Source organism: Bifidobacterium sp. M0307, from assembly GCF_016100445.1.
Taxonomy (GTDB): Bacteria; Actinomycetota; Actinomycetes; order Actinomycetales; family Bifidobacteriaceae; genus Bombiscardovia; species Bombiscardovia coryneformis.
Window position 1 is genome coordinate 1,328,166 of the sequence record NZ_JACFSL010000001.1, and the last position, 19,602, is coordinate 1,347,767.

The window sequence follows — 19,602 nt, forward strand, 5'->3', positions numbered from 1 at the left end:
CATATCTCTCAGCCGTAGGAATGCCCTCGCGGGCATCGTTTCGAGGCATATCTTCGGCTTTCCCTCGTGTGCCAGGAACTACAAACCCCTTCGCCGTCCCCGCGTCTGTTGTGGACGTGTCGTCCCCAAACGGCTTCTCCACCCGTTGGCGCGCGTCTGAATACAGACAGGTTCCCAGAGCATGGGCCAGAGGGGTATTGGTCGAATCGACGGTATCGAGCACCGCGATAGAAGACACAACACCACTTCGCAGCGATGCCGATGGTTGCCACTCGGTATTCTGATGAGGCACATCCTTAACTATAAATCATGCACGGTTCCCGAAAACCGGGAATCAACAAAACCGGTCATTCAATTTGATACTTTTTTCACAAATCATGTGTCCTTTTGAGCAAATCGTACCGACGGGAGACACCGCCATGTCAGGATTGTGGCCCAAAGGTAGAATTGCATGGTCCGAAACACACGCTCCGTCCACAAGGGGGACCACTTGGCAGCAGACACAGGCACCAGCGCCAACTCTCTGCGTGACCATCGGAATTCTCCCGGCACCATTCTGGGCCGGGTGCTGGCCTTTCTCATCTGTCTCTGGATAGCCTGGTGCACCTCGGTGGGTCCTATCTACCGCCGCAGCGGATCCATGGCCGAGTTCGGCTGGCAGAATGCCCTGATTCTCCTGTGCGCTCTGGCCGTTTGCCTGGGCCTCGTCGCCTTGGTCAGACACCTTCTCTACGGCGGTGAGTCTCCCCTGTCCATGTTGAGGAGATCGGATGGAGCCATTGGAAGGACCATCGGGAAGCTTCGGGCCTCCCTCTCGGAGCGGAAGCGACTTCGGTCCGCAGGCAGAGCCTACCGGTCTTTTATCATGCGGGAGACCCGGGGATGGAAACCCATCATGCGCCTCCTGGTCATCGGCTGGTCCTGGGCCCTGGTGACCCTGCTGGCGGCCTACGGAGCCGACCTCTATGCCCAGATTGCCGAGTGCACCAACTGGATTCTGCAGTTGCGTGGTGACGTGCCCCAATATGGTGGCAACGCCTTCACCCAGATGGACGTCTACCCCATCGGCCACTACCTCTGGCCGTCCGAGCCGACCTTCCTGACCGACCAGCACAACCTGGTCCTGACCTTCTTTTACGGGATGACGGCCCTGGCCTCCCAGCGACTAACCGGATCCTATGATGCGGGAATCGTTCTCCTGGCAGGCCTGCAACTCGTTTTCGGAGCCTTCTGCTGTTCCGTCACAGCCAACCGGTTCTTCACAGGAGGATATCCGGACGACAGCGGCCGCCATATGACCACGGCAGTGACGGACTCCGATGCCTATCGGGCGGGACCCCTGGCCCGGACCCTGGTCATCCTCTTCTTCCTTGTTTGCCCCTTCAACGTCTTCAGCTCAATCAGCCTGACGAAGTCCCCCCTCTTCGCATTCTCCTTCGTCTGGTGGTTCGGCATCTGGTACCAGGCCATCAGGCAGGACGGGCCCGGCAACCACCCCTTCGCCAGCCCCAGAACACTTGTCGGCCTGGCTGTCAGTACCCTGATTATGCTGATCAGCGCCAAGTACGGCATCTACATTGTCATCGCCCAGATTGCGCTGGCCTTGATTATGTGCCGCCGGTACTGGAAGACCTATCTGATCTGCCTCCTCCTGCCCGCCATGGCCTTCACGGCCCTGGTCAGTGGCCTGGAAGGGGCCGGGCACGTCATCAAGGGCGACCCGATAGAGAGTAAGAGCATCCAGCTCCAGCAGGTGGCCAGAGTAGCCAGAGTGGACCCGTCTGGCATCGACAGTCAGAACAGACAGGATCTGGACCCCATCCTTGACCTGGATTCGGCCGCTTCCAACTACACACCCTGGGAGGCCGACCGGGTCAAGTCATCCGGGAACCAGCCCAAACTGATTGTCTACAAGTGGCGCACGGTCACGGACGACCAGATGAAGAAGTTCAACAAGGCCTGGCTCAACCTGGCCAAGGGGCACGCCGTCCCCTACCTGGATGCCCTCATGGCCGAGTGCTACGGCTACTTCGACGTCAACGATTCGGCCTATGTGGCCATGTCGTATTACCTGAACAACTCCTACGTCCAAGAGTCCAGCACCTGGATTCAGTACTGGTGCCGCGACTGGAGGAACGGAGTCACCGGCGTGGCCAGGACCTGGGCCAGCATACCCGTACTGGGCTGGATCGCCCAGGGGAACTTCTGGGTGGTTCTGGCTCTGATTCTGATTGCCGCCTGGTTGAGTGCCGGGCGATGGCGCCATCTCCTTGAGTTCCTTCCCCTCCTGTTGATCATGGGGGTCATGGTCACCGCACCGGCCAACAATTTCGAACGTCACATGCTCCCTGTGGCCATGGTCGTACCTTTCCTGATACTGGCCATGTCCTGCGAACGCCGACACGTCCTAGCCGGAGCCAATCAGGACGATTGCTCTCCGGACCGGGAAGGAACTCGGAGGAACTAACCGCCTTGGCACCAGGACCGTGGTGAACCTTCTGAAGTCCTCGGCAAAACAGCAGGTGTCAGCACCCGAGCACGGTCGGCAACCGGAAGCAGATGAGGTCGGAGCCGGAAAACACACGGCGGGCAACAAAAAGGACGGAAGGCCGTACAGCCTTCCGTCCTTGCGAGTTCTATGTCAGGGACACGCCCCGAACGCCGGACTCAGAGCAGAGCGATATCCAGGGGAACACCGGGGCCCATGGTCGTGGTCAGGGTGGCCTTGGTGATGTAGCGGCCCTTGACGGTGGCCGGCTTCATGCGCTTGACTTCCTCATCAACGGCGTGGAAGTTCTCGGCCAGGGCCTTCTCATCGAAGGAAACCTTGCCCACGGGGAAGCTCAGGTTGCCGTTCTTGTCGACGCGGAACTCGATACGTCCGGCCTTGATCTCGGAGACGGCCTTAGCCACGTCCATGGTGACGGTGCCGGTCTTGGGGTTGGGCATAAGGCCACGGGGACCAAGGACGCGGCCCAGGCGACCGACCTTGCCCATCATGTCGGGGGTGGCCACCACGGCATCGAAGTCGAGGAAGCCGCCGGCGACCTTGGTCACCAGCTCGTCATCGCCGACCACGTCGGCACCGGCCTCGGTGGCCGCAGTTGCCTGAGGTCCACGGGCGAAGACCAGAACGCGAACGGTCTTGCCGGTGCCGTTGGGCAGGCTCACGGTGCCACGGACCAGCTGATCGGCCTTGCGGGGATCGACGTTCAGTCGGTAGACGGCCTCGACGGTCTCGTCAAACCCACGCTTGGGCATGCCCTTGAGCAGGGCCAGACCCTCTTCGGGGCTGTACAGGTTGGTACGATCGACCTTCTCGGCCGCTTCGCGATACTTCTTGGAACGCTTGGTCATCTGCTTCTCCTATCAGCAGTCGCGGTGCGGGCAAGCGTATGCCCTACCGCTCACAACAATTTCAGTCGGTGACGGTGATGCCCATGGAACGGGCGGTGCCTTCGATGATCTTCATACCGGCCTCGATATCGCGAGCCGAGAGATCCTCCATCTTGGTCTCGGCAATCTCGCGAACCTGGGCCTTGGTGACGGAGCCCACCTTGGTGGTCAGCGGGTTGCCGGCACCCTTGGCCACGCCAGCAGCCTTGCGGAGCAGGTCCGCAGCCGGCGGGGTCTTGGTGATGAAGGTGAAGGAACGATCCTCATAGACGCTGATGACGCAGGGGATGACCTGACCCATCTTGTCCTTGGTGGCATCGTTGTACTGCTTGCAGAAGTCCATGATATTGACGCCATGGGAACCCAATGCAGGACCCAGCGGCGGGGCAGGATTGGCCTTGCCGGCCTCAATCTGCACCTTGATCAGCGCGGTGACTTTCTTCTTTGCAGCCATTGCTGGTTCTTCTTTCTATGAAGCGGTGATGTCGGAGGCCTGAGCCTCCTCCCGCAACTTGTTCTTTCCGCATGCACCCCCTACGGGGCGCACAAGCTTGTTGATTATGACACGTACCGACGACCATAACCGGTCGTGGCCGATATTACGGTCAGGAGATCTTCTCGACCTGATCGAAGCCCAACTCGACCGGTGTGTCACGACCGAAGATCGAGACCAGCACTGTCAGCTTCTGGGTGGTCGGCTCCACATCGGAGACCACGGCGGCCATGGTGGCGAAGGGTCCGTCGGTGACGGTGACCTGGTCGCCCACGGCGTAGGAGACCTCCACAGTACGCTTCTTGGCGGCCTCGGGCTTGTCACCCGCAGCCTTCAGGGCCTCGGAGGCAATCATCGGGGCCATCATGCGCACGACTTCCTTGCGGGACAGAGGCGCAGGCTCCTTGCTCGGGCCGACGAATCCGGTGACACCCTCGGTATCGCGAATGATGCGGCGGGCGTTCTCGTCGGGCCACATACGGATGAGCACGTACCCGGGAACCCTGACGCGGGTGACGACCTTCTTGCCCTTGTCGGTGTGCTTCTCGACCTCTTCCATAGGAATCTCAACCTGGAAGATCTGGTCTTCAAGACCGAAGGACACGATACGGGACTCGACGTTGGCCTTTACCCGCTTCTCATACCCGGAATAGGTGTGGAGAACGTACCACTTGCCTTCGAGCGTGCGCAGCTTCTTGGAGAACTCGTCAACGGCCTTCTGCCCGGCATCCTCCTGATCGGGGGCATCCGCGTCCGCGGACTCCGGCGCCGATTCATCGGCCTGGCCACCCTGGGCCTGGTCGGAGGCGGGGGCGGCATCATCCTGAGCCGACTGGTCGACAGGCTGATCCTGAATCGGGGCAGCACTCTCCCCCTCGGCAACGGCCGGGACCGTATCCTGCGGTTCCTGGGCCAAATCGTCGCCCAGACCCTCAGTCGTCAGATCATCACTCATGGATTACTCCACCTTCTACCTTGTTTCGCTTCAGCCGAATATGAGGAAGACCAGTTTACCCAGTCCGAAGTCTAGAGCAGTCACGAAGAGCATGAGCAGGAGGACGAAGATGAAGACCGCCACGGACCAGCCCAGGAGCTCTTTCCCGGTGGGCGCGACCACCTTGCGAATCTCATCAATGACCTGTTTGATGAACAGACCGATACGCATGAAGAAGTTTGGCTTGTCTTCTTTCTTTGCCATGGTCTACTGTCCTTCACTGTCGTGCACTGCCGGCTGCAACACTTAGCAGGGAAGGCGGGACTCGAACCCACAACCTACGGTTTTGGAGACCGTTGCGCTACCAATTGCGCCACTTCCCTATCGGAACTTCTCTCAACAGTACTCGAAGGAGACGAAACCGCCTCCTCTATTGGAGAAAAACCGCCAAATCGCTAGTTTAGCCCAAAGGGTGGTCTGAGTCCAACCGCGTGCCGTCATCGTACCGGCAAGACCCCGAATCAAGCTCCGATCCACGCCTGGAACCGTCGCATCCCCTCTGCCAGATCCTGGTCGGACAGGGCATAGGAGAAACGCAGATGGCCCGGGGCCCCGAAAGCCTCTCCCGGCACTGCGGCCACATGGGTCTCCTCCAGGATTGCGGCGGCCAGGTCGGACGAGGTCCGGCTGATGGTCCCATGAGGCCCGAGCGGGCGGTTCAGGAGACCCGTTACATCAGGGAAGGCGTAGAAGGCGCCCTTGGGCTCAGGGCACTCGACCCCCGGCACCTGGTTCAGGGCGACCATGATGGACTTTCGGCGGAGGGCAAAAGCCCTCCCCATGGTCTCCACCGCGTCCATGGGCCCTTGAATGGCTGCCAGGGCGGCTCGCTGGGAGACGTTGGCCACGTTGGAGGTCATATGCCCCTGGAGTTTGCCTGCCGCCTTAGATACCGCGGTCGGGGCCACCATCCATCCGACACGCCATCCGGTCATGGCGTAAGTCTTGGCCACCCCGTTCAGGACAATCAGCTGGTCGCGCAGCTCCGGCACCAGGGCACCCGGATAAGGAGTGTGAGCGCCATCGTAGGTCAGGTGCTCGTAGATTTCATCACTGACGACCCATATGTGGTGTTCCAGGGCCCACTGGCCTATGGCCCCAACCAGATCATCATCCCAGACGACCCCAGTGGGGTTGGAAGGAGTATTGACGATGCTGGCTTTGGTCCGCTCGGTCCTCGCCGCCTCCAGTGCATCCAGGGAGGGAAGGTAGCCCTGATCGGCTCCGCTCAGGACCGGTACCGGTTCCCCACCGGCCAGGGTGACCATTTCAGGGTAACTGGTCCAATAGGGGGCGGGAATGATGACCTGGTCGCCCGGATTGAGCAGTATCTGGAAGGTCTCGTAGACGGCCTGCTTACCGCCGTTGGTGACCACCACCTGGTCGGGCGTCACGGCATAGCCCGAGTCGCGCTCGGTCTTGTCGGCTATGGCCTGACGAAGTTCAGGCAGGCCTGCCGTGGGTGTGTACCGGTGATTGCGCGGGTCCAGGCAGGCCTGCGAGGCGGCACGGGCAATGAAGTCCGGAGTGGGGAAGTCGGGCTCGCCCGCCCCGAAGCTGATTACATCGATTCCCTGGGCCTTCATGGCCTTGGCCTTGGAGTCCACGGCCAGGGTGGCGCTGGGCGCCACGGAATCGATACGGTTGCTTAGGGTCTGCCATTCAGCCATGCTCATGGTTCCCATCGTACCGCCCAAGCCGCGGTTTTCTCAGATAAGGACCAGGGAATCCCGGTGGACCAAAGGGTGGGCGAAATGCGCCCCCTGCCTTCTTCGAAGGTCCGCTGTGGTCATGCCCAGCATCTCCTCCGCCTCCTCGGAGTCGTATCCTGAGAGCCCCTTTGCCAGCCGGGTACCGGACCGGTCCCATACCCAGACCGGGTCGCCGGCCGAAAAACCGCCTCTGATGCTGACCGTTCCTGCTGCCAGGAGACTGGCACGACCACCGCGGATTGCCTCGGCCGCGCCCGCATCCACCACATAGCCCCCTTGAGGGCGGGAGGCGTACTTGATCCAGAGTCTGTTCGATGACCCCCGCCGATGGATCGGAGCGAAGAGGGTGCCGACACGATCCCCGGCCAGGGCCGGCCCGGCCTGGTCGGCCCTGGCCAGGACCACGGGGATTCCCGAGGAAGCAGCCATTCTGGCGGCATCCAGTTTGGTGGTCATTCCTCCTGTGCCCAGGCCCGAGGAGGATCCGGCCGCGTCAACCTGATTCAAGGCCTCGTCCACATCGGGGACGAATTCCATCCGTCTGGCCTCCGGATGACTCGGAGGAGCGGTATACAGCGCATCCACATCGGTCAGCAGAACCAGGGCATCAGCACTGACGATGTTGGCTATCAGCGCCGAAAGGCGGTCATTGTCACCGAATCGGATCTCGTTGCTGGCAAGAGCATCATTTTCGTTGATTACGGGGATGACCCCCAAATCAAGCAGGCGGCAGAGGGTCCGCCGGGCATTGCGGTATTGAACGGCCAGGGTGGTATCGCGGGCCGTAATCAGAATCTGACCGACCTTCAGTCCCCGCCTGGCAAAGGCGGCCTCGTACCGGGCCATGAGGAGTCCCTGGCCCACCGAGGCGGTGGCCTGCTGGGTGGCCACATCATCGGGCCGCGAGCGGAAACCCAGGGGCCCGAACCCAGCTGCGATGGCTCCAGAGGTTACCAGGACCAGCCTGGCCCCATCATTGGCGGCCGATGCCAGGGCCCCGACCAGTGCATCCAGGCGGGTGGGGTCCAGGTGCCCATCGGGGGTGGTCAACGAGCTGGAACCCACCTTGACCACTATCGTGCAGGCCTGGGCCACCCTGGCCCGGATTTCATCCTGACTGGGCGCGGCCATGGCTGCTCAGTCCTCTCCCTCGGCCTGGTCCGCCCGGTCGTCGGCTCCAGGCCGACCCAGGAGTCCTTCCAGATCATGGGGATCGTCAGCCACGGAGGGGTCGGCCCAGTGACCGGCCTTCCGCTCCTGGTCCATCACTTCACGTACGGCCTGGCGGGCATCCATCATCCGGTGGTACTCTTCGCGTCGTTGGCTGTTGGTCCGGCGGCGGGTGCGCCCCTCGGTCTCCTCCAGGCGGATATCCTTGCCTCGGGCGATCTGGGGAGTACCATCCAACATCTCGGCACCGGCCGCGATGGTCGGGTCCCAATCGAAGGCCATGGCGTCATCCCCGGGTCCGATCCTGACCTCATCACCAGGCCGGGCGCCTTCACGTCGCAGTGCGTCCTCGACTCCCAGACCGGCCAGGCGGTCAGCCAGGAAGCCCACGGCCTCTTCGTTGTCGAAGTTGGTCTGACGGACCCAGCGTTCCGGCTTCTCGCCACGAACCTGGAACCAGTGCTCCCCGTTGCGGTTCTGCTTCCGCTCCACGGTGAATGCGCCGTTGGCATCACCCCTGCGGCTTTTTTGGGTTTCCAGGGGGCGAATGACCACCCTGGCCTCCTCCTCAGCGGCCTGGGCCTTGAGCTTGCCACGCAGGTGGGCCACCAGGGCGGCCAGGTAGTAGCCCAGTTCATTGAGCCCTTGGTGGGAGGCGGTGGAGACCACGAAGACCTTCAACCCCATGCGCTCGAATTCGGGGCGGACAAACTCCGCCAACTCCCGGGCTTCGGGCAGGTCTGCCTTGTTGAGAATGACCACCCGGGGGCGCTTCTCGATAGGGATAACCCCCAAGGGCAGCTCCAGCTGATCGGCGTACTTGGCCAGCTCGTCCTCCAGAGCATGGTAGTCACTGATCGGGTCCCTGCCTGACTCCAGGGTGGCGCAGTCAATCACATGGGCGATGATCTCGGTTCGCTCAATGTGGCGAAGGAACTCCAGGCCCAGACCCTTGCCCTGCGAAGCGCCGGGTATCAGCCCGGGAACGTCGGCCATGGTGAAGCGCTCATCCCCGGCCTGAACCACACCCAGATTAGGAACCAGAGTGGTGAAGGGGTAATCGGCGATTTTGGGTTTGGCCGAGCTCATGGCTGCCACCAGACTGGACTTGCCGGCACTTGGGAAGCCCACCAGGGCCACATCAGCTATCGACTTGAGTTCCAGGACCAGGTCCCTGTCCTGCCCAGGTTCACCCAGGAGGGCGAATCCGGGTGCGCGCCGGGCCTTATTGGCCAGTGACCGATTACCCAGGCCGCCGATACCGCCCTGGGCGGCAACGAACCGGTCCCCCGGATGATTCAGGTCGGCCAGTCGTTTGCCGGGATGTTTGATTTCACCCTCACGCCCTTCGGCGGTGAATACCACCGTGCCCACCGGAACCGGCAGGATCAGGTCCTGCCCACGGCTGCCGTCCTTGTCCCCGCCGAGACCCATGGTGCCTGAGTCGGCCTTGCGGTGGGGAAGGAAGCGGTAGTCCAAAAGGCTGGTGGCATTGGTATCGGCCTCCAGGATGACCGATCCACCATGCCCGCCGTCGCCACCGTCAGGTCCCGCCAATGGCTTGTACTTCTCACGACGTATGGAGGACGCTCCATTCCCGCCGTCGCCACCCTTGACATGGACGGTGACACGATCCACGAATGCACTCATTCCAACAAACCTCTATGCTCTCCGACCAAGCGGCCGCCGTCCGAATAATGAAAAAAGCCGCGTCCTTACCGGGCGCGGCTGAAGTCTTGAAGCCAGCTCAGGCCGTGACGACGTCAACGACCTTGCGGTCACGACGCTCGGCAAACCTGACCTCGCCATCCACCAGTGCGAAGAGGGTGTGGTCCTTGCCCAGACCCACATTCTGACCGGGGTGGAACTTGGTGCCGCGCTGACGGACGATGATGTTGCCCGCCACGACGGCCTCGCCGCCGAACTTCTTGACACCCAGGTACTGAGGATTCGAATCGCGCCCGTTCCGAGAGCTGGACGCGCCCTTCTTATGTGCCATGTCTGGATTCCTTTCCTAAGCTCTTCGACCCTGATCAGGCAATGGCCGTGATCTTGACCACGGACAGCTTCTGACGGTGACCCTTGCGGCGTGCAACACCGGTCTTGTTCTTGAACTTCTGAATGTTGATCTTGGGGCCCTTGGCCTCATCGTCCACAATCTCGCCCTTGACGGAGATCTTGGCCAGATCCTTGGCGGCCATGGTCACCTTGGCTCCATCGACGACCAGCGCGACCGGGAACTCGACCGGCTCGCCCTTCTTGGCGCCCAGACGGTTGACCTCGATCAGGTCACCGACCTGGACCTTCTCCTGATGGCCTCCGGCCTTCACAATCGCGTACATAACCCTACCTTGCCTGTTTGTCTAAAGCTGAGCGTGCCCGCAACCTCAGTCCGAACACCAGCTAACTACTATATAATCAAACACTCTGCATCGTCAAATGCGTTCGCCCGATCGCAAAACGGGTTTCAGCTTACGACTCCTTGTCGACATCCAGCGGATTCGTGGCCTCCATCTCGTCATTGTCCTGCACATCCTCGTCTGCAGCGGCCTGGGCGGCCGCAGCGATCCTGGCCAGCTTGGCCTTGACGGCGGGCGTGGAACCGGTGGTCGTGCTCTCCTTGGCCGGCGCATTGTGACTGTGCTTATTGGTCTTGACGAAGGGATCACCGCCCTTGACGGCATAGGGGTCGTCGTAGGAGGCGGAGATGGTCGGCTCATCATGGAGGATGAACCCGCGCCCATGGCAGGTGGGGCACTCCTCCGAGAAGGCTTCGACCAGACCCTGGCCCACCCGCTTACGGGTCATCTGGACCAGGCCCAGAGAGGTGACCTCGGCCACCTGGTGCTTGGTGCGATCCCGTGCCAGGCACTCCACCAGGCGGCGAAGCACCAGGTCGCGGTTGGCCGGCATGACCATATCAACGTAGTCGATCATGATCATGCCGCCGATGTCGCGCAGACGCAACTGGCGGGCAATCTCCTCGGAGGCCTCCAGGTTGCACCTGGTCACGGTCTCCTCCAGGGACTTGCCCCTACCGATGAATCGGCCTGTGTTCACATCGATGGTGGTCATGGCCTCGGTACGGTCGATGACAAGGGAGCCGCCGGAGGGTAGGTAGACCTGACGCTCCATCCCCTTGCGCAGCTGGCTGTCGATGCCCCACTTGTCGAACACGTCCTTGCCCTCATGCTCGGACGGGTCCCACCCCACCAGCTTGTCCCTGAGATCGGGGGCCATGGTGTCCAGGTAGTTCTCGACCCGGTCATAGACCCGATCGCCCTGGACAACCAGACTGGCGAAATCATCGTTGAAGATATCTCGTACCACACGGATGGCAACATCGGGTTCGCCCTGAAGGAGCTTGGGTCGCTTGCCGTGCAGGAACTCCTTGCGCTTGGACTCGATCTCCTCCCACTGGCGTTGGAGGTTCTCCAGGTCCTTGGTCAGGGCCTCCTCGCTGGCACCATCGGCCGCGGTGCGGATGATGACCCCCATGTCCTTGGGGGCGATACGTGAGATGATTCCCTTCAGACGGGAGCGCTCATGGTCGGCCAGCTTGCGGCTGACGCCGGTCATGCCCCCGGAGGGCACCAGCACCAGGAAACGTCCGGCCAGGGTCACTTGGGAGGTCAGACGGGCACCCTTGTGCCCGATCGGATCCTTGGTGACCTGGACCAGGACCGGATCACCGGACTTGAAGGCCAGCTCGATGCGTCGGGGCTGCCCCTCCAGACGTGTGGTGTCCCAGTTGACCTCACCGGCATAGAGAACGCCGTTGCGGGCTTGCCCGATATCGACAAAGGCCGCCTCCATGCTGGGCAGGACGTTCTGGACCCGCCCCAGGTAGACGTTGCCGACCGTGGAGACCTCCTGTATGTCGGAGACATAGTGCTCCACCAGGATGTCGTCCTCAATGACCGAAATCTGTGTGTGTTGTTCCTTTTCACGCACCACCATGAGCCGGTCTACGCTCTCGCGGCGGGCCAGGAAGTCCTGCTCCACCAGCTGGGACTGGCGCGAACGCTCTCGACGGTTGTCGCGTCGGCGCTGCTTCTTGGCCTCCAGGCGGGTGGACCCCTCGATATCCGTGATTTCGTCGATGTACTGCTGCTTGCGGGAGCGCCGGGTGCCGCCGGTCTCCTCGGTCTCGGAATCGGAAGACTTGGAGCCGCGCCTCCGCCTGCGTCGACGGGTCAGCCCCCCTTCTTCCTCCTCTTCACTCTCATGGTCGCGCGAGCGGCGATTGCGACGAGAACCGGACTTCTCGGCTTCGTCCTCATGGGTGCGCTCGCCCTTGCTGCGACGACGTCGCCTGGAAGAGCGGGAGGTGACCTCCTCCTCACTCTCGTCCTCATCGTTGATGAAGGTGATGCCCTCGTGGTCGAGGTCCTCCTCGATCTGCTCCACCTCATCGGCGGCACGACGCTCCTCGGCGTTGAGCCTTCGCGACCGGCGGGATCCCGATTCGGAACGCTGCTCGTCCTCGACAAGAGGCTCACGATCGATGGCATTGCGGGAGCGACGACTCCTGGACCTGCGGGATGACCTGGACGGTGCCGGTTCTTCGTCATCCTCCATGACGGGCTCGTCGTCATCATCCTGCGCGACCGGAATCACCGGCTCCTGGAAGAGGAGGGAGGTCATGGGCCGGGCCGGTGCCGACTTGGATGAATCGGAACGAGAAGAACGGGACCGGGACCTGGTCGATCTGGACTTGTGGTCCTGATCATCATCCCCCAGATCGGTGCCGGTCAGGGACTCCACGGCCTCCAGAGCACGTTCCTGGCGGTCATCCCGACCGTCTTCGAAATCACGGCCAGCGCCGGAACGGCTGCGGGAACCGGGTTCAGTCGATTCCGAGGCCTTGGCGCGGGTTGACCTGCGTGACCTGGTCTGCGCCTTACGCCGCCGGGAGGTAGGCACCTCCTCGTCTTCTTCGGTCGCATCCCTGTCCGAAGCCTGCGATTCGCTCAGGCTCGATTCCTCTTCCGGATCGTTCCTGCGTGACCGGCGACGGGAGACAGACTCCGAACGGGTATCCCCACCCTCGTCCTGGACCTTGACACGGCGACGACGCCCCTTGTCGGGGGCCGCCTCCTCATGCTCATCGGCCTCGACCTGGACGGGCACATGAGCACCGGCCGCACCGGCCACGCGCACCACACGCCTGCCACTGCGACGACGCCGGGTTGTTCCCTTTTCGGCCTGAGGCTGGTCGGTTGCCTGCTGACTGGTCTGCATTGAGTTTGCTGAGGAGTCTTCCTGACTGTCCTCGTTCTTGTTCCTGGGCACTATGCTCCTTGCGGCACGCTGACTCGAACCGCGCTCATGGCTCCGACACCCTGTCACACCACACTCTCACTGTGGCCGCCCACCCCGGGGGTGCGCAGGTCGGTACGCCTTCGAAAAAAGTCTTCCTGGCGCGGGCGGACACCGTCGCCTGCATGGATTCGGAAGGATCCAAGCAGGGGGATCAACGCCTACGCTTCAAGTGGTCAGGCAGAACCACCACTATCTAGTATGACACAAAACTAAACTAATCGCGTTCTTTGAGCCAGGAGACCAGGATTGACTCCAACGAGACCAAATCATCCAGAGGAACCTGCTCATCGGCCTTATGGGCAAGAAGGGGGTCCCCGGCACCCAGGTTGACGGCGGGGATACCCAGGGCGGAGAATCTGGCCACATCGGTCCACCCCAGCTTGGGCTGGGGGGTTGATCCATTGGCCCCGGCAATCAGGTCCGTCAGGGAGCGGGCCCAAGGAGAAACAAGCCCGGGACGGGCGGCCGGGGATTCGTCGCGCATCTCGATATCGAACCCCGCAAAGACCCCTCCGGTTGCCCTGTGCTCACCGTTGCCCAGTTCCGCCCCCGCAGTTGCGCCCATCATCAGGGCCTTGGCCTCGGCCAGACTCTTATCGGGCGCGAACCTGTAATTGACGTGAACCCGGCATGAGTCAGGTATGACGTTGGTTCCGGTCCCCCCTCTGATCATTGTGGCGTTGAGGCCTTCCCGGTAGTCCAGTCCATCCACGGTGACGGTCCGGGGCCGGTAGGACTCAAGCCTCGCCAGGATGGGGGCTGCGGCATGGATGGCATTGCTGCCCATCCACGCCCTGGCTGAGTGGGCGGCCACCCCATGGGTTACCACGTCGAAGCGCATGGTCCCGTTGCAGCCCGCTTCGATGCCGCAATTGGTCGGCTCGCCGATGATGGCGAAATCTCCGCGAACCCAGTCGGGATGGGCGGACACCACCCTGCCCAGGCCATTCTTCTCGGCCGCCACCTCTTCATGGTCATAGAAGACCAGAGTCAGGTCGTAGTCAGGATTGTCGAGTGTGGCGGCCAGGTGGAGCATGACCGCATCCGAGGCCTTCATATCTGCGGTGCCCCTCCCCCAGAGCACCCGGGAATCCGGGTGGGCTTCGGCCACGTCGGGTCTGATTTCAGAATCCCCGGGCTCCAGCCACCGCGGAGGCATGTTCGCATTGATGGGGACCGTGTCCAGATGCCCGGCCATGACGATCCTGTGGTCCCTACCCAAGTCGGTCCTCGCCACTACCGTGTCTCCCAGCCTGTCGACCCGCCAACCAGGGCAGGTCGCGAGCGCGGACTGGACCGCGTCGGCCAGAGGGCCCTCCTCATCGCTGACCGAGGCCGTGGCCACCATCCGCTCCAGTATCAGGGCCAGGGCCTCTTCCTGGGGCATGTTTGCAGTGCCGTCCAGGAGCCCCTCCACCCGCGAACCGAACTGGTGGGGTGTCTTATCCTGCGGGATCGTATTCATACGACCATGCTATAGGCAGATGGCTCCGGGGCGGAATGAGCTTCCAAGCCTTGGATGGCCTCTCGTGCGTGGAACATCCCTGACGAACCTGGTGCCCGGGTGGCAGAATAGGTGTGCCCGGTGGCGTAGCCTCTGCCTGCCGCCGTCCGCACGACCACGATTTTGGGAGTTGGTGAACAATAAAGATGCCCGGTCTGCTCAGCGCCATGGAAGGCTTCTTCATCATCGGTGTCGTCATCGCCGTAGGCTACGTGGCGGCTCGATTCCATATCGGAGGCCCCTCGGCGCAGATGGTGCTGAACAAGTTCTCCTTCTTCGTCTCCACCCCCTGCCTGATGTTCGCCATCCTCTCCAAGCAACGGCTCAGTGTCATCTTCCATCCCAGCATCATTGTGGCCTTCTTCTCGGCGGCGGCCGTGGGACTCGTCTTCGTCATCATCAATGCCGTCTCCCTTCATATGGATGCGGCGAACACCACAATCGGAGTCCTGAATTCGCTGTATCTGAACTCCAACAACATCGGTCTGCCGGTTGCCACCTACATCCTGGGCAATCCCACCCTGGTCGCCCCCATCCTGGTCATGCAGCAGGCCATCTTCACACCCATCGGCCTGACCATGCTGGACGCGTCGACCACCGGAAGGCTCTCCCTGAAGACCATCGCCAAGCAGCCGTTGAAACAACCAATCCTGATCGGTTCTTTGGGAGGCATCCTGGTCTCGGCCATCAGTGCCGGTGTCGGGCACTACGTCATCCCCGACTTCGTTTTCAAGCCCATCGACATGATCGGCGCCTCGGCCGTCCCCATGATCCTGATGGCCTTCGGTATGTCCCTGCGCGGCTCCAGACCATTCGGCAAGGAAACCAACCGTCGGGCCACTCTGACCGTGGTCATCCTCAAGAACCTGGTCATGCCCCTCATCGCCTTTTTCCTGGCCTGGTTCGTCATGGGCTTCCGCGGTGCCGAGCTCTACGGGTGCGTGGTTCTTGCCGCGTTGCCCACCGGTCAGAACGTCTACAACTACGCGGCCAGGTATAACGTGGGCACCACCTTTGCCCGGGACGGAATCCTGGTCAGCACGGTAACCTCGCCGGTTGTCATCGCCCTGATCGCCATCGTTCTCGGCTAAGACCGCACAAGAGCCCGTTGAGGGTCCTGGACCGGCTCAGTTCCGGGCAGCCAACCCTTCGAGTCGACGACGGAAGTTGGGCCAGTCCTGGCCAAAGGCACCCAGGAGAGGGCGTGAATCGACCTGATCGACCGGAACCCAGGCCAATTCAATGCTCTCGTCATCGTTCATATGCGGACTCACCCGATGTCCGGGCCGTTCGAAGGCCAGGATGGTTGTGTACCCCCACGGACCGTGATCCTCACAATGGGAACCGACCACCTGGATATCCTCCGGATGGATATCGGCCTCCTCATAGCTCTCACGCAGGCCACCCTCCAGGGGGTTCTCCCCATCGGATATGGCACCGCCCGGCACACCCCAGGTGCCACCCTCGGCGCTCCACTTGGCTCGGTGTTGAAGGAGGACATCGGTCACCGCACCGGTTTGCTTGTCACGCCTGGCCAGGAGAACACCGGCCGCCCCATTCAGCCCCCAATGCTGCTTTCCGCAGGCACACTTCACCCACCCGTCTCCCGGTTGGTGGACATTCCCCTCGGGTGGGACTACACCGGCCGGATCGGCACAGGTTTCCACCGGCTCCTCGGCCCCGACCAGGACGGGATCCCAGAGGTCGGCCCAGTGCAATCCCAATTCCTCGACCATGGAACGCAGGGTGGGCATGCTCAGCCCCATGACCCCGCTGGGGTCACCCTCGATTCCGGTGATGAAAGCACCCCCAAGGCCCTCCAAGGTAAAGGAACCAGCCACCTCCAAGGGCTCTCCACTGGCGATATAGGCCTCCATGTCGGCCTGGTCGTAGTGCCCGAATGAGACCTTGGCCCGGCTGACACCCTGAACCCGACGCCCTGTAGCCACATCAATCAGACAGTGTCCGGTGACCAGTGTGCCGGTCCGGCCCTGCATGGCCATGAGCCGCTCCAAGGCAACCTCCGGCCTGTGGGGCTTTCCAAGAATTCGCCCGTCCAGGGTGAAAAGCGAGTCGCATCCCAACAGCAGGGGGCCAACCTTGGCCTGTGCCATACCCGACCAGGACCTTACGGCCTGCTGCATGGGTCGAACCTGCGCAGGGCAAGCGGCCTGCCCATCAAGGGGCCGAACCACAACCAGGTCTCCCTGGACCCGATGCTCGGTTTCGGCAACCGACTGCAGGGTATGCAGAATCAGATCCGCCTTGCCTGCTGCCAGAACAGAGACCCGGTCCTCTATGGACAGGTCCGTCGCCTTCAATCCCCGCGACCGGGCAGCGTCCTCCAAGGCCCTGGGCTCGTCAAGGTGGGACTTGCGAATCACCGGGCTGATTCCCGCCTTGACCAGGAGCGCCTGGCGGGAAGGGGACTGGGAGGCCAGAATGAAGGGGACGTGTTCCCCGTTGCCTCCGGTTCGTACTGCCGCCATTGGTTTCCGGGTTTCAACTGCCAATCAGGTCACCTTCCTCGTCACTCTCCACCTGGACCCCATTACGGTCCACATCCAATTGCAGAACCTGCCAATGCCCCGATTCGAGCTCACCCTTGGCCAGGGTTTTCAAGTCCTCCGAAGCATCCCCGTAGTGAAGGACGATGACACAGGGACCGGCACCCGAGACCGCCGCGGCATACCCGTGCCGGCGGAAAAGGCCGATCAGATCGGTCGCAGGTGGCATCAGTCCCGCCCGGTAAGGCTGGTGGAGCCGGTCCTGCGTGGCCGCGAACAGGAGCGCGTTGGCCCTGGCAGCGAGATTCCCCTGGCCATCGAATTGACCACTCCCCATGTCGGCCATGCCTGAAGGGTTCAATGCTCCCGGTATCAGGGCGACCCTGGACAGGTTGTGAATGGCATCGGCGTAAGGCACTCGGTCGGGCAGGGCCTGTCGGGCCTTCTGGGTGGACAGTCGGAAGTCGGGCACAAAGACCGTGGCCCTGATGGCAGGGTCAACCTGGTAGCGCAGACTATGGAAACCGGGGGTCAAGGGTGTCCCTCCCGCTATGGGCAGTGACCCCACCCCCTCATCAGTGATGAGATCGTAGGAGACGGTCAAGCCCCCATAGACCGCCGGCGCCACATTGTCGGGGTGCCCCTCGATCCGTGCAGCCAGATCGAAGACCGCATCCCTGGAGAATCCTCCCGTGTGGGCGAAGGCTGCAGCCGCGCTGATTCCGGCCACGATGGCCTCGGCGCTGGATCCGAGGCCCCTGGCCTGCGGGATTCGATTGCGGGCAGTCATGAGGAAGCCGAACCTGGGTAGGCCAAAAACCTGGCAGGCCTTTCGGAATGCGGAGACGACCAGGTGGGTCTCATCCCTGGGAAGGGTGTCCTCTCCCTCCCCTTCGATGATGACCTTGACACCCGTGTCGGCCGGGTCGTCCGACCGGGTGAAAACGATCTCGTCGTGATAATCCAGCGCCAGGCCCACGGTATCGAATCCCGAACCCAGGTTGGCGCTGGTCGCCGGCACCCGTATTCGGACGGTCCGCGCGCAGGGACGGTCCGCGCCCATCAGAGGGCATCCTGGTCAAAGACACGCAGGACGGATGCCTGACCGGTCACCGAATCGAAGGTGGAAACCTGCTTGACCACTCGGCGCAGGGTCACTTCATCACAGAGGTGAGTGACGACCCTGAGCTGCTGGATCTCCCCGCTGTAGCCCGGATCGTGCATGGTGGGTTTGATGTCCTGGTTGACCCCGTTGATGGATATTCCCTCCCGGGAGAAGACCTGGGCGATGGCAGCCAGGACGCCGGGCTTGTCATGGATGAGGAAACGAACCGCGAAGGCCGCCCGCGAAGCCTCAAGCGGGGCCATGGGAATCCGGGCGTACATGGGAATGATTGGTCCCATCCCCTGCTGGGCTATGTGCCTTGCCTCGGTGACCACATCACCAACCACGGCGGAGGCCGTAGGGGCACCACCGGCACCACGTCCGTAGAACATCAGGTCGTCGGCCGCCTCCGCGGTGACGAAGACCGCGTTGAAGCTGCCCCGGACGGAAGCCAGCGGGTGGGTGTCCGGAATCAGAGCCGGGTAGACCCTGGCGGAGATGCCTTGGTCCGTCCGCTCCGCCACGGCAAGAAGTTTGATGACCCGACGCTCGGCCTTGGCCGCAGCGATGTCGTCCGCTGTGATTGACCTGATTCCCTCAACCGGAACGTCATCCATCCTCACATCCCGGTGGAAGGCCAATGTGGCCATGATGGCGGCCTTGGCAGCCGCATCCAGACCGTCCACATCGGCCGTGGGATCGGCCTCCGCGAACCCCTTGGCCTGGGCATCGCTCAGCGCCTCCTCGAACTGGAGGCCCTTGGTGGTCATTTCGTCGAGAATGTAGTTGGTGGTTCCATTGACGATTCCCACCAGACTGGTGATCCTGTCGCCCACCAGGGACTCACGCAGAGGACGGACGATGGGAATGGCACCACCAACGGCCGCCTCGAAGTAGATATCCACACCATGGTCCTGGGCGGCCCGGTAGAGTTCCGGCCCGTGCTGGGCAAGAAGGGCCTTGTTGGCCGTGACCACGGAGGCACCGGATTCGATGGCCTTGAGAAGGAGGGTCCTGGCCGGCTCGATGCCGCCAATCAACTCGATGACGATATCGGCCCGGGTGACCAGGCCCTCCGAATCGGTGGTCAGAAGGGAACGGTCGATCCAATCCGCCGTGACCTTGGAGGGATCCAGCACGGCAATGCCGACCAATTCGAGTGGGCGCCCGACCCTGCTGGCCAGGTCATCGCATTCCTCTACCAGCAGGCGTGCCGTCTGCGAGCCTACGGTTCCGGCCCCCAGAAGGGCTATGCGGATGGGTTTATCGGACTCGACTTCGGGCTTCGCGGACATGTGCGCTCCTTAAGCTTGCACCCGAGGCACCGGGTACTGTGATTCCTCATCCTAAAGAATCAATCCGACACCTGCGGGGATGATTCCACCCCCCGGAATCC

16 protein-coding genes and 1 tRNA gene are annotated in these 19,602 nt (G+C 62.4%); 2 read left to right on the plus strand and 15 right to left on the minus strand.

Going from position 1 to position 19,602, the window contains the following annotated elements:
• Window positions 1-490: 490 nt before the first annotated feature.
• Complete coding sequence (locus tag H3V08_RS05575) at window positions 491-2,467, plus strand: DUF6020 family protein (RefSeq protein WP_198181860.1); 1,977 nt, start codon at window positions 491-493, stop codon at window positions 2,465-2,467.
• Between the two features lie 200 nt (window positions 2,468-2,667).
• On the opposite strand, the gene rplA is transcribed toward H3V08_RS05575, so the two are convergent.
• The 12 genes from rplA to dapE form a co-directional block, all read right to left on the minus strand.
• Window positions 2,668-3,357, minus strand: a complete 690-nt coding sequence (gene rplA / locus H3V08_RS05580) for a 50S ribosomal protein L1 (protein ID WP_033490719.1) — start codon at window positions 3,355-3,357, stop codon at window positions 2,668-2,670.
• A 61-nt stretch (window positions 3,358-3,418) separates the two neighbouring features.
• Window positions 3,419-3,850, minus strand: a complete 432-nt coding sequence (rplK, locus tag H3V08_RS05585; protein WP_198181861.1) for a 50S ribosomal protein L11 — start codon at window positions 3,848-3,850, stop codon at window positions 3,419-3,421.
• Between the two features lie 151 nt (window positions 3,851-4,001).
• Complete coding sequence (gene nusG / locus H3V08_RS05590; RefSeq protein ID WP_198181862.1) at window positions 4,002-4,844, minus strand: transcription termination/antitermination protein NusG; 843 nt, start codon at window positions 4,842-4,844, stop codon at window positions 4,002-4,004.
• Window positions 4,845-4,874: 30 nt separating this feature from the next.
• On the minus strand, window positions 4,875-5,087 hold the full coding sequence (gene secE / locus H3V08_RS05595; protein WP_033490724.1) for a preprotein translocase subunit SecE: 213 nt from the start codon (window positions 5,085-5,087) through the stop codon (window positions 4,875-4,877).
• Window positions 5,088-5,133: 46 nt separating this feature from the next.
• Window positions 5,134-5,206: transfer RNA gene (locus H3V08_RS05600), tRNA-Trp, on the minus strand.
• Between the two features lie 138 nt (window positions 5,207-5,344).
• Window positions 5,345-6,553 carry a pyridoxal phosphate-dependent aminotransferase gene (locus H3V08_RS05605; RefSeq protein WP_198182136.1) on the minus strand — a complete coding sequence of 403 codons (1,209 nt, stop codon included), beginning with the start codon at window positions 6,551-6,553 and terminating at the stop codon, window positions 5,345-5,347.
• 39 nt (window positions 6,554-6,592) lie between these two features.
• Window positions 6,593-7,726, minus strand: coding sequence for a glutamate 5-kinase (proB, locus tag H3V08_RS05610; protein WP_198181863.1), 1,134 nt, complete (start codon window positions 7,724-7,726; stop codon window positions 6,593-6,595).
• Between the two features lie 6 nt (window positions 7,727-7,732).
• Window positions 7,733-9,415 carry a GTPase ObgE gene (gene obgE, locus H3V08_RS05615; RefSeq protein ID WP_198181864.1) on the minus strand — a complete coding sequence of 561 codons (1,683 nt, stop codon included), beginning with the start codon at window positions 9,413-9,415 and terminating at the stop codon, window positions 7,733-7,735.
• A gap of 97 nt (window positions 9,416-9,512) precedes the next feature.
• Complete coding sequence (gene rpmA, locus H3V08_RS05620) at window positions 9,513-9,764, minus strand: 50S ribosomal protein L27 (RefSeq protein WP_033490730.1); 252 nt, start codon at window positions 9,762-9,764, stop codon at window positions 9,513-9,515.
• A 34-nt stretch (window positions 9,765-9,798) separates the two neighbouring features.
• Window positions 9,799-10,107, minus strand: a complete 309-nt coding sequence (rplU, locus tag H3V08_RS05625) for a 50S ribosomal protein L21 (protein ID WP_198181865.1) — start codon at window positions 10,105-10,107, stop codon at window positions 9,799-9,801.
• A gap of 130 nt (window positions 10,108-10,237) precedes the next feature.
• Window positions 10,238-13,009, minus strand: coding sequence for an Rne/Rng family ribonuclease (locus H3V08_RS05630; protein ID WP_198182137.1), 2,772 nt, complete (start codon window positions 13,007-13,009; stop codon window positions 10,238-10,240).
• A gap of 295 nt (window positions 13,010-13,304) precedes the next feature.
• Window positions 13,305-14,477 carry a succinyl-diaminopimelate desuccinylase gene (gene dapE / locus H3V08_RS05635; RefSeq protein WP_232340422.1) on the minus strand — a complete coding sequence of 391 codons (1,173 nt, stop codon included), beginning with the start codon at window positions 14,475-14,477 and terminating at the stop codon, window positions 13,305-13,307.
• A 263-nt stretch (window positions 14,478-14,740) separates the two neighbouring features.
• On the opposite strand from dapE, the gene H3V08_RS05640 reads away from it, so the two are divergent.
• Entirely contained in the window at window positions 14,741-15,685 is a 945-nt protein-coding gene (locus H3V08_RS05640; RefSeq protein ID WP_198181867.1) for an AEC family transporter, read from the plus strand.
• A gap of 36 nt (window positions 15,686-15,721) precedes the next feature.
• Here H3V08_RS05640 and H3V08_RS05645 read toward each other — a convergent pair whose 3' ends face one another.
• Genes H3V08_RS05645 through H3V08_RS05655 form a run of 3 tightly spaced genes read right to left on the minus strand, consistent with a single transcriptional unit; the run spans window position 15,722 to window position 19,501 of the window.
• Window positions 15,722-17,083 (minus strand): Maf family nucleotide pyrophosphatase, encoded by a 1,362-nt coding sequence (locus H3V08_RS05645; protein ID WP_198182138.1) that lies wholly within the window; start codon window positions 17,081-17,083, stop codon window positions 15,722-15,724.
• A gap of 13 nt (window positions 17,084-17,096) precedes the next feature.
• Entirely contained in the window at window positions 17,097-18,164 is a 1,068-nt protein-coding gene (locus H3V08_RS05650; RefSeq protein ID WP_198181868.1) for a homoserine kinase, read from the minus strand.
• Window positions 18,164-19,501, minus strand: coding sequence for a homoserine dehydrogenase (locus H3V08_RS05655; RefSeq protein WP_198181869.1), 1,338 nt, complete (start codon window positions 19,499-19,501; stop codon window positions 18,164-18,166). Before H3V08_RS05655 ends, H3V08_RS05650 begins: the two co-directional genes overlap by 1 nt.
• Between the last annotated feature and the right edge of the window lie 101 nt (window positions 19,502-19,602).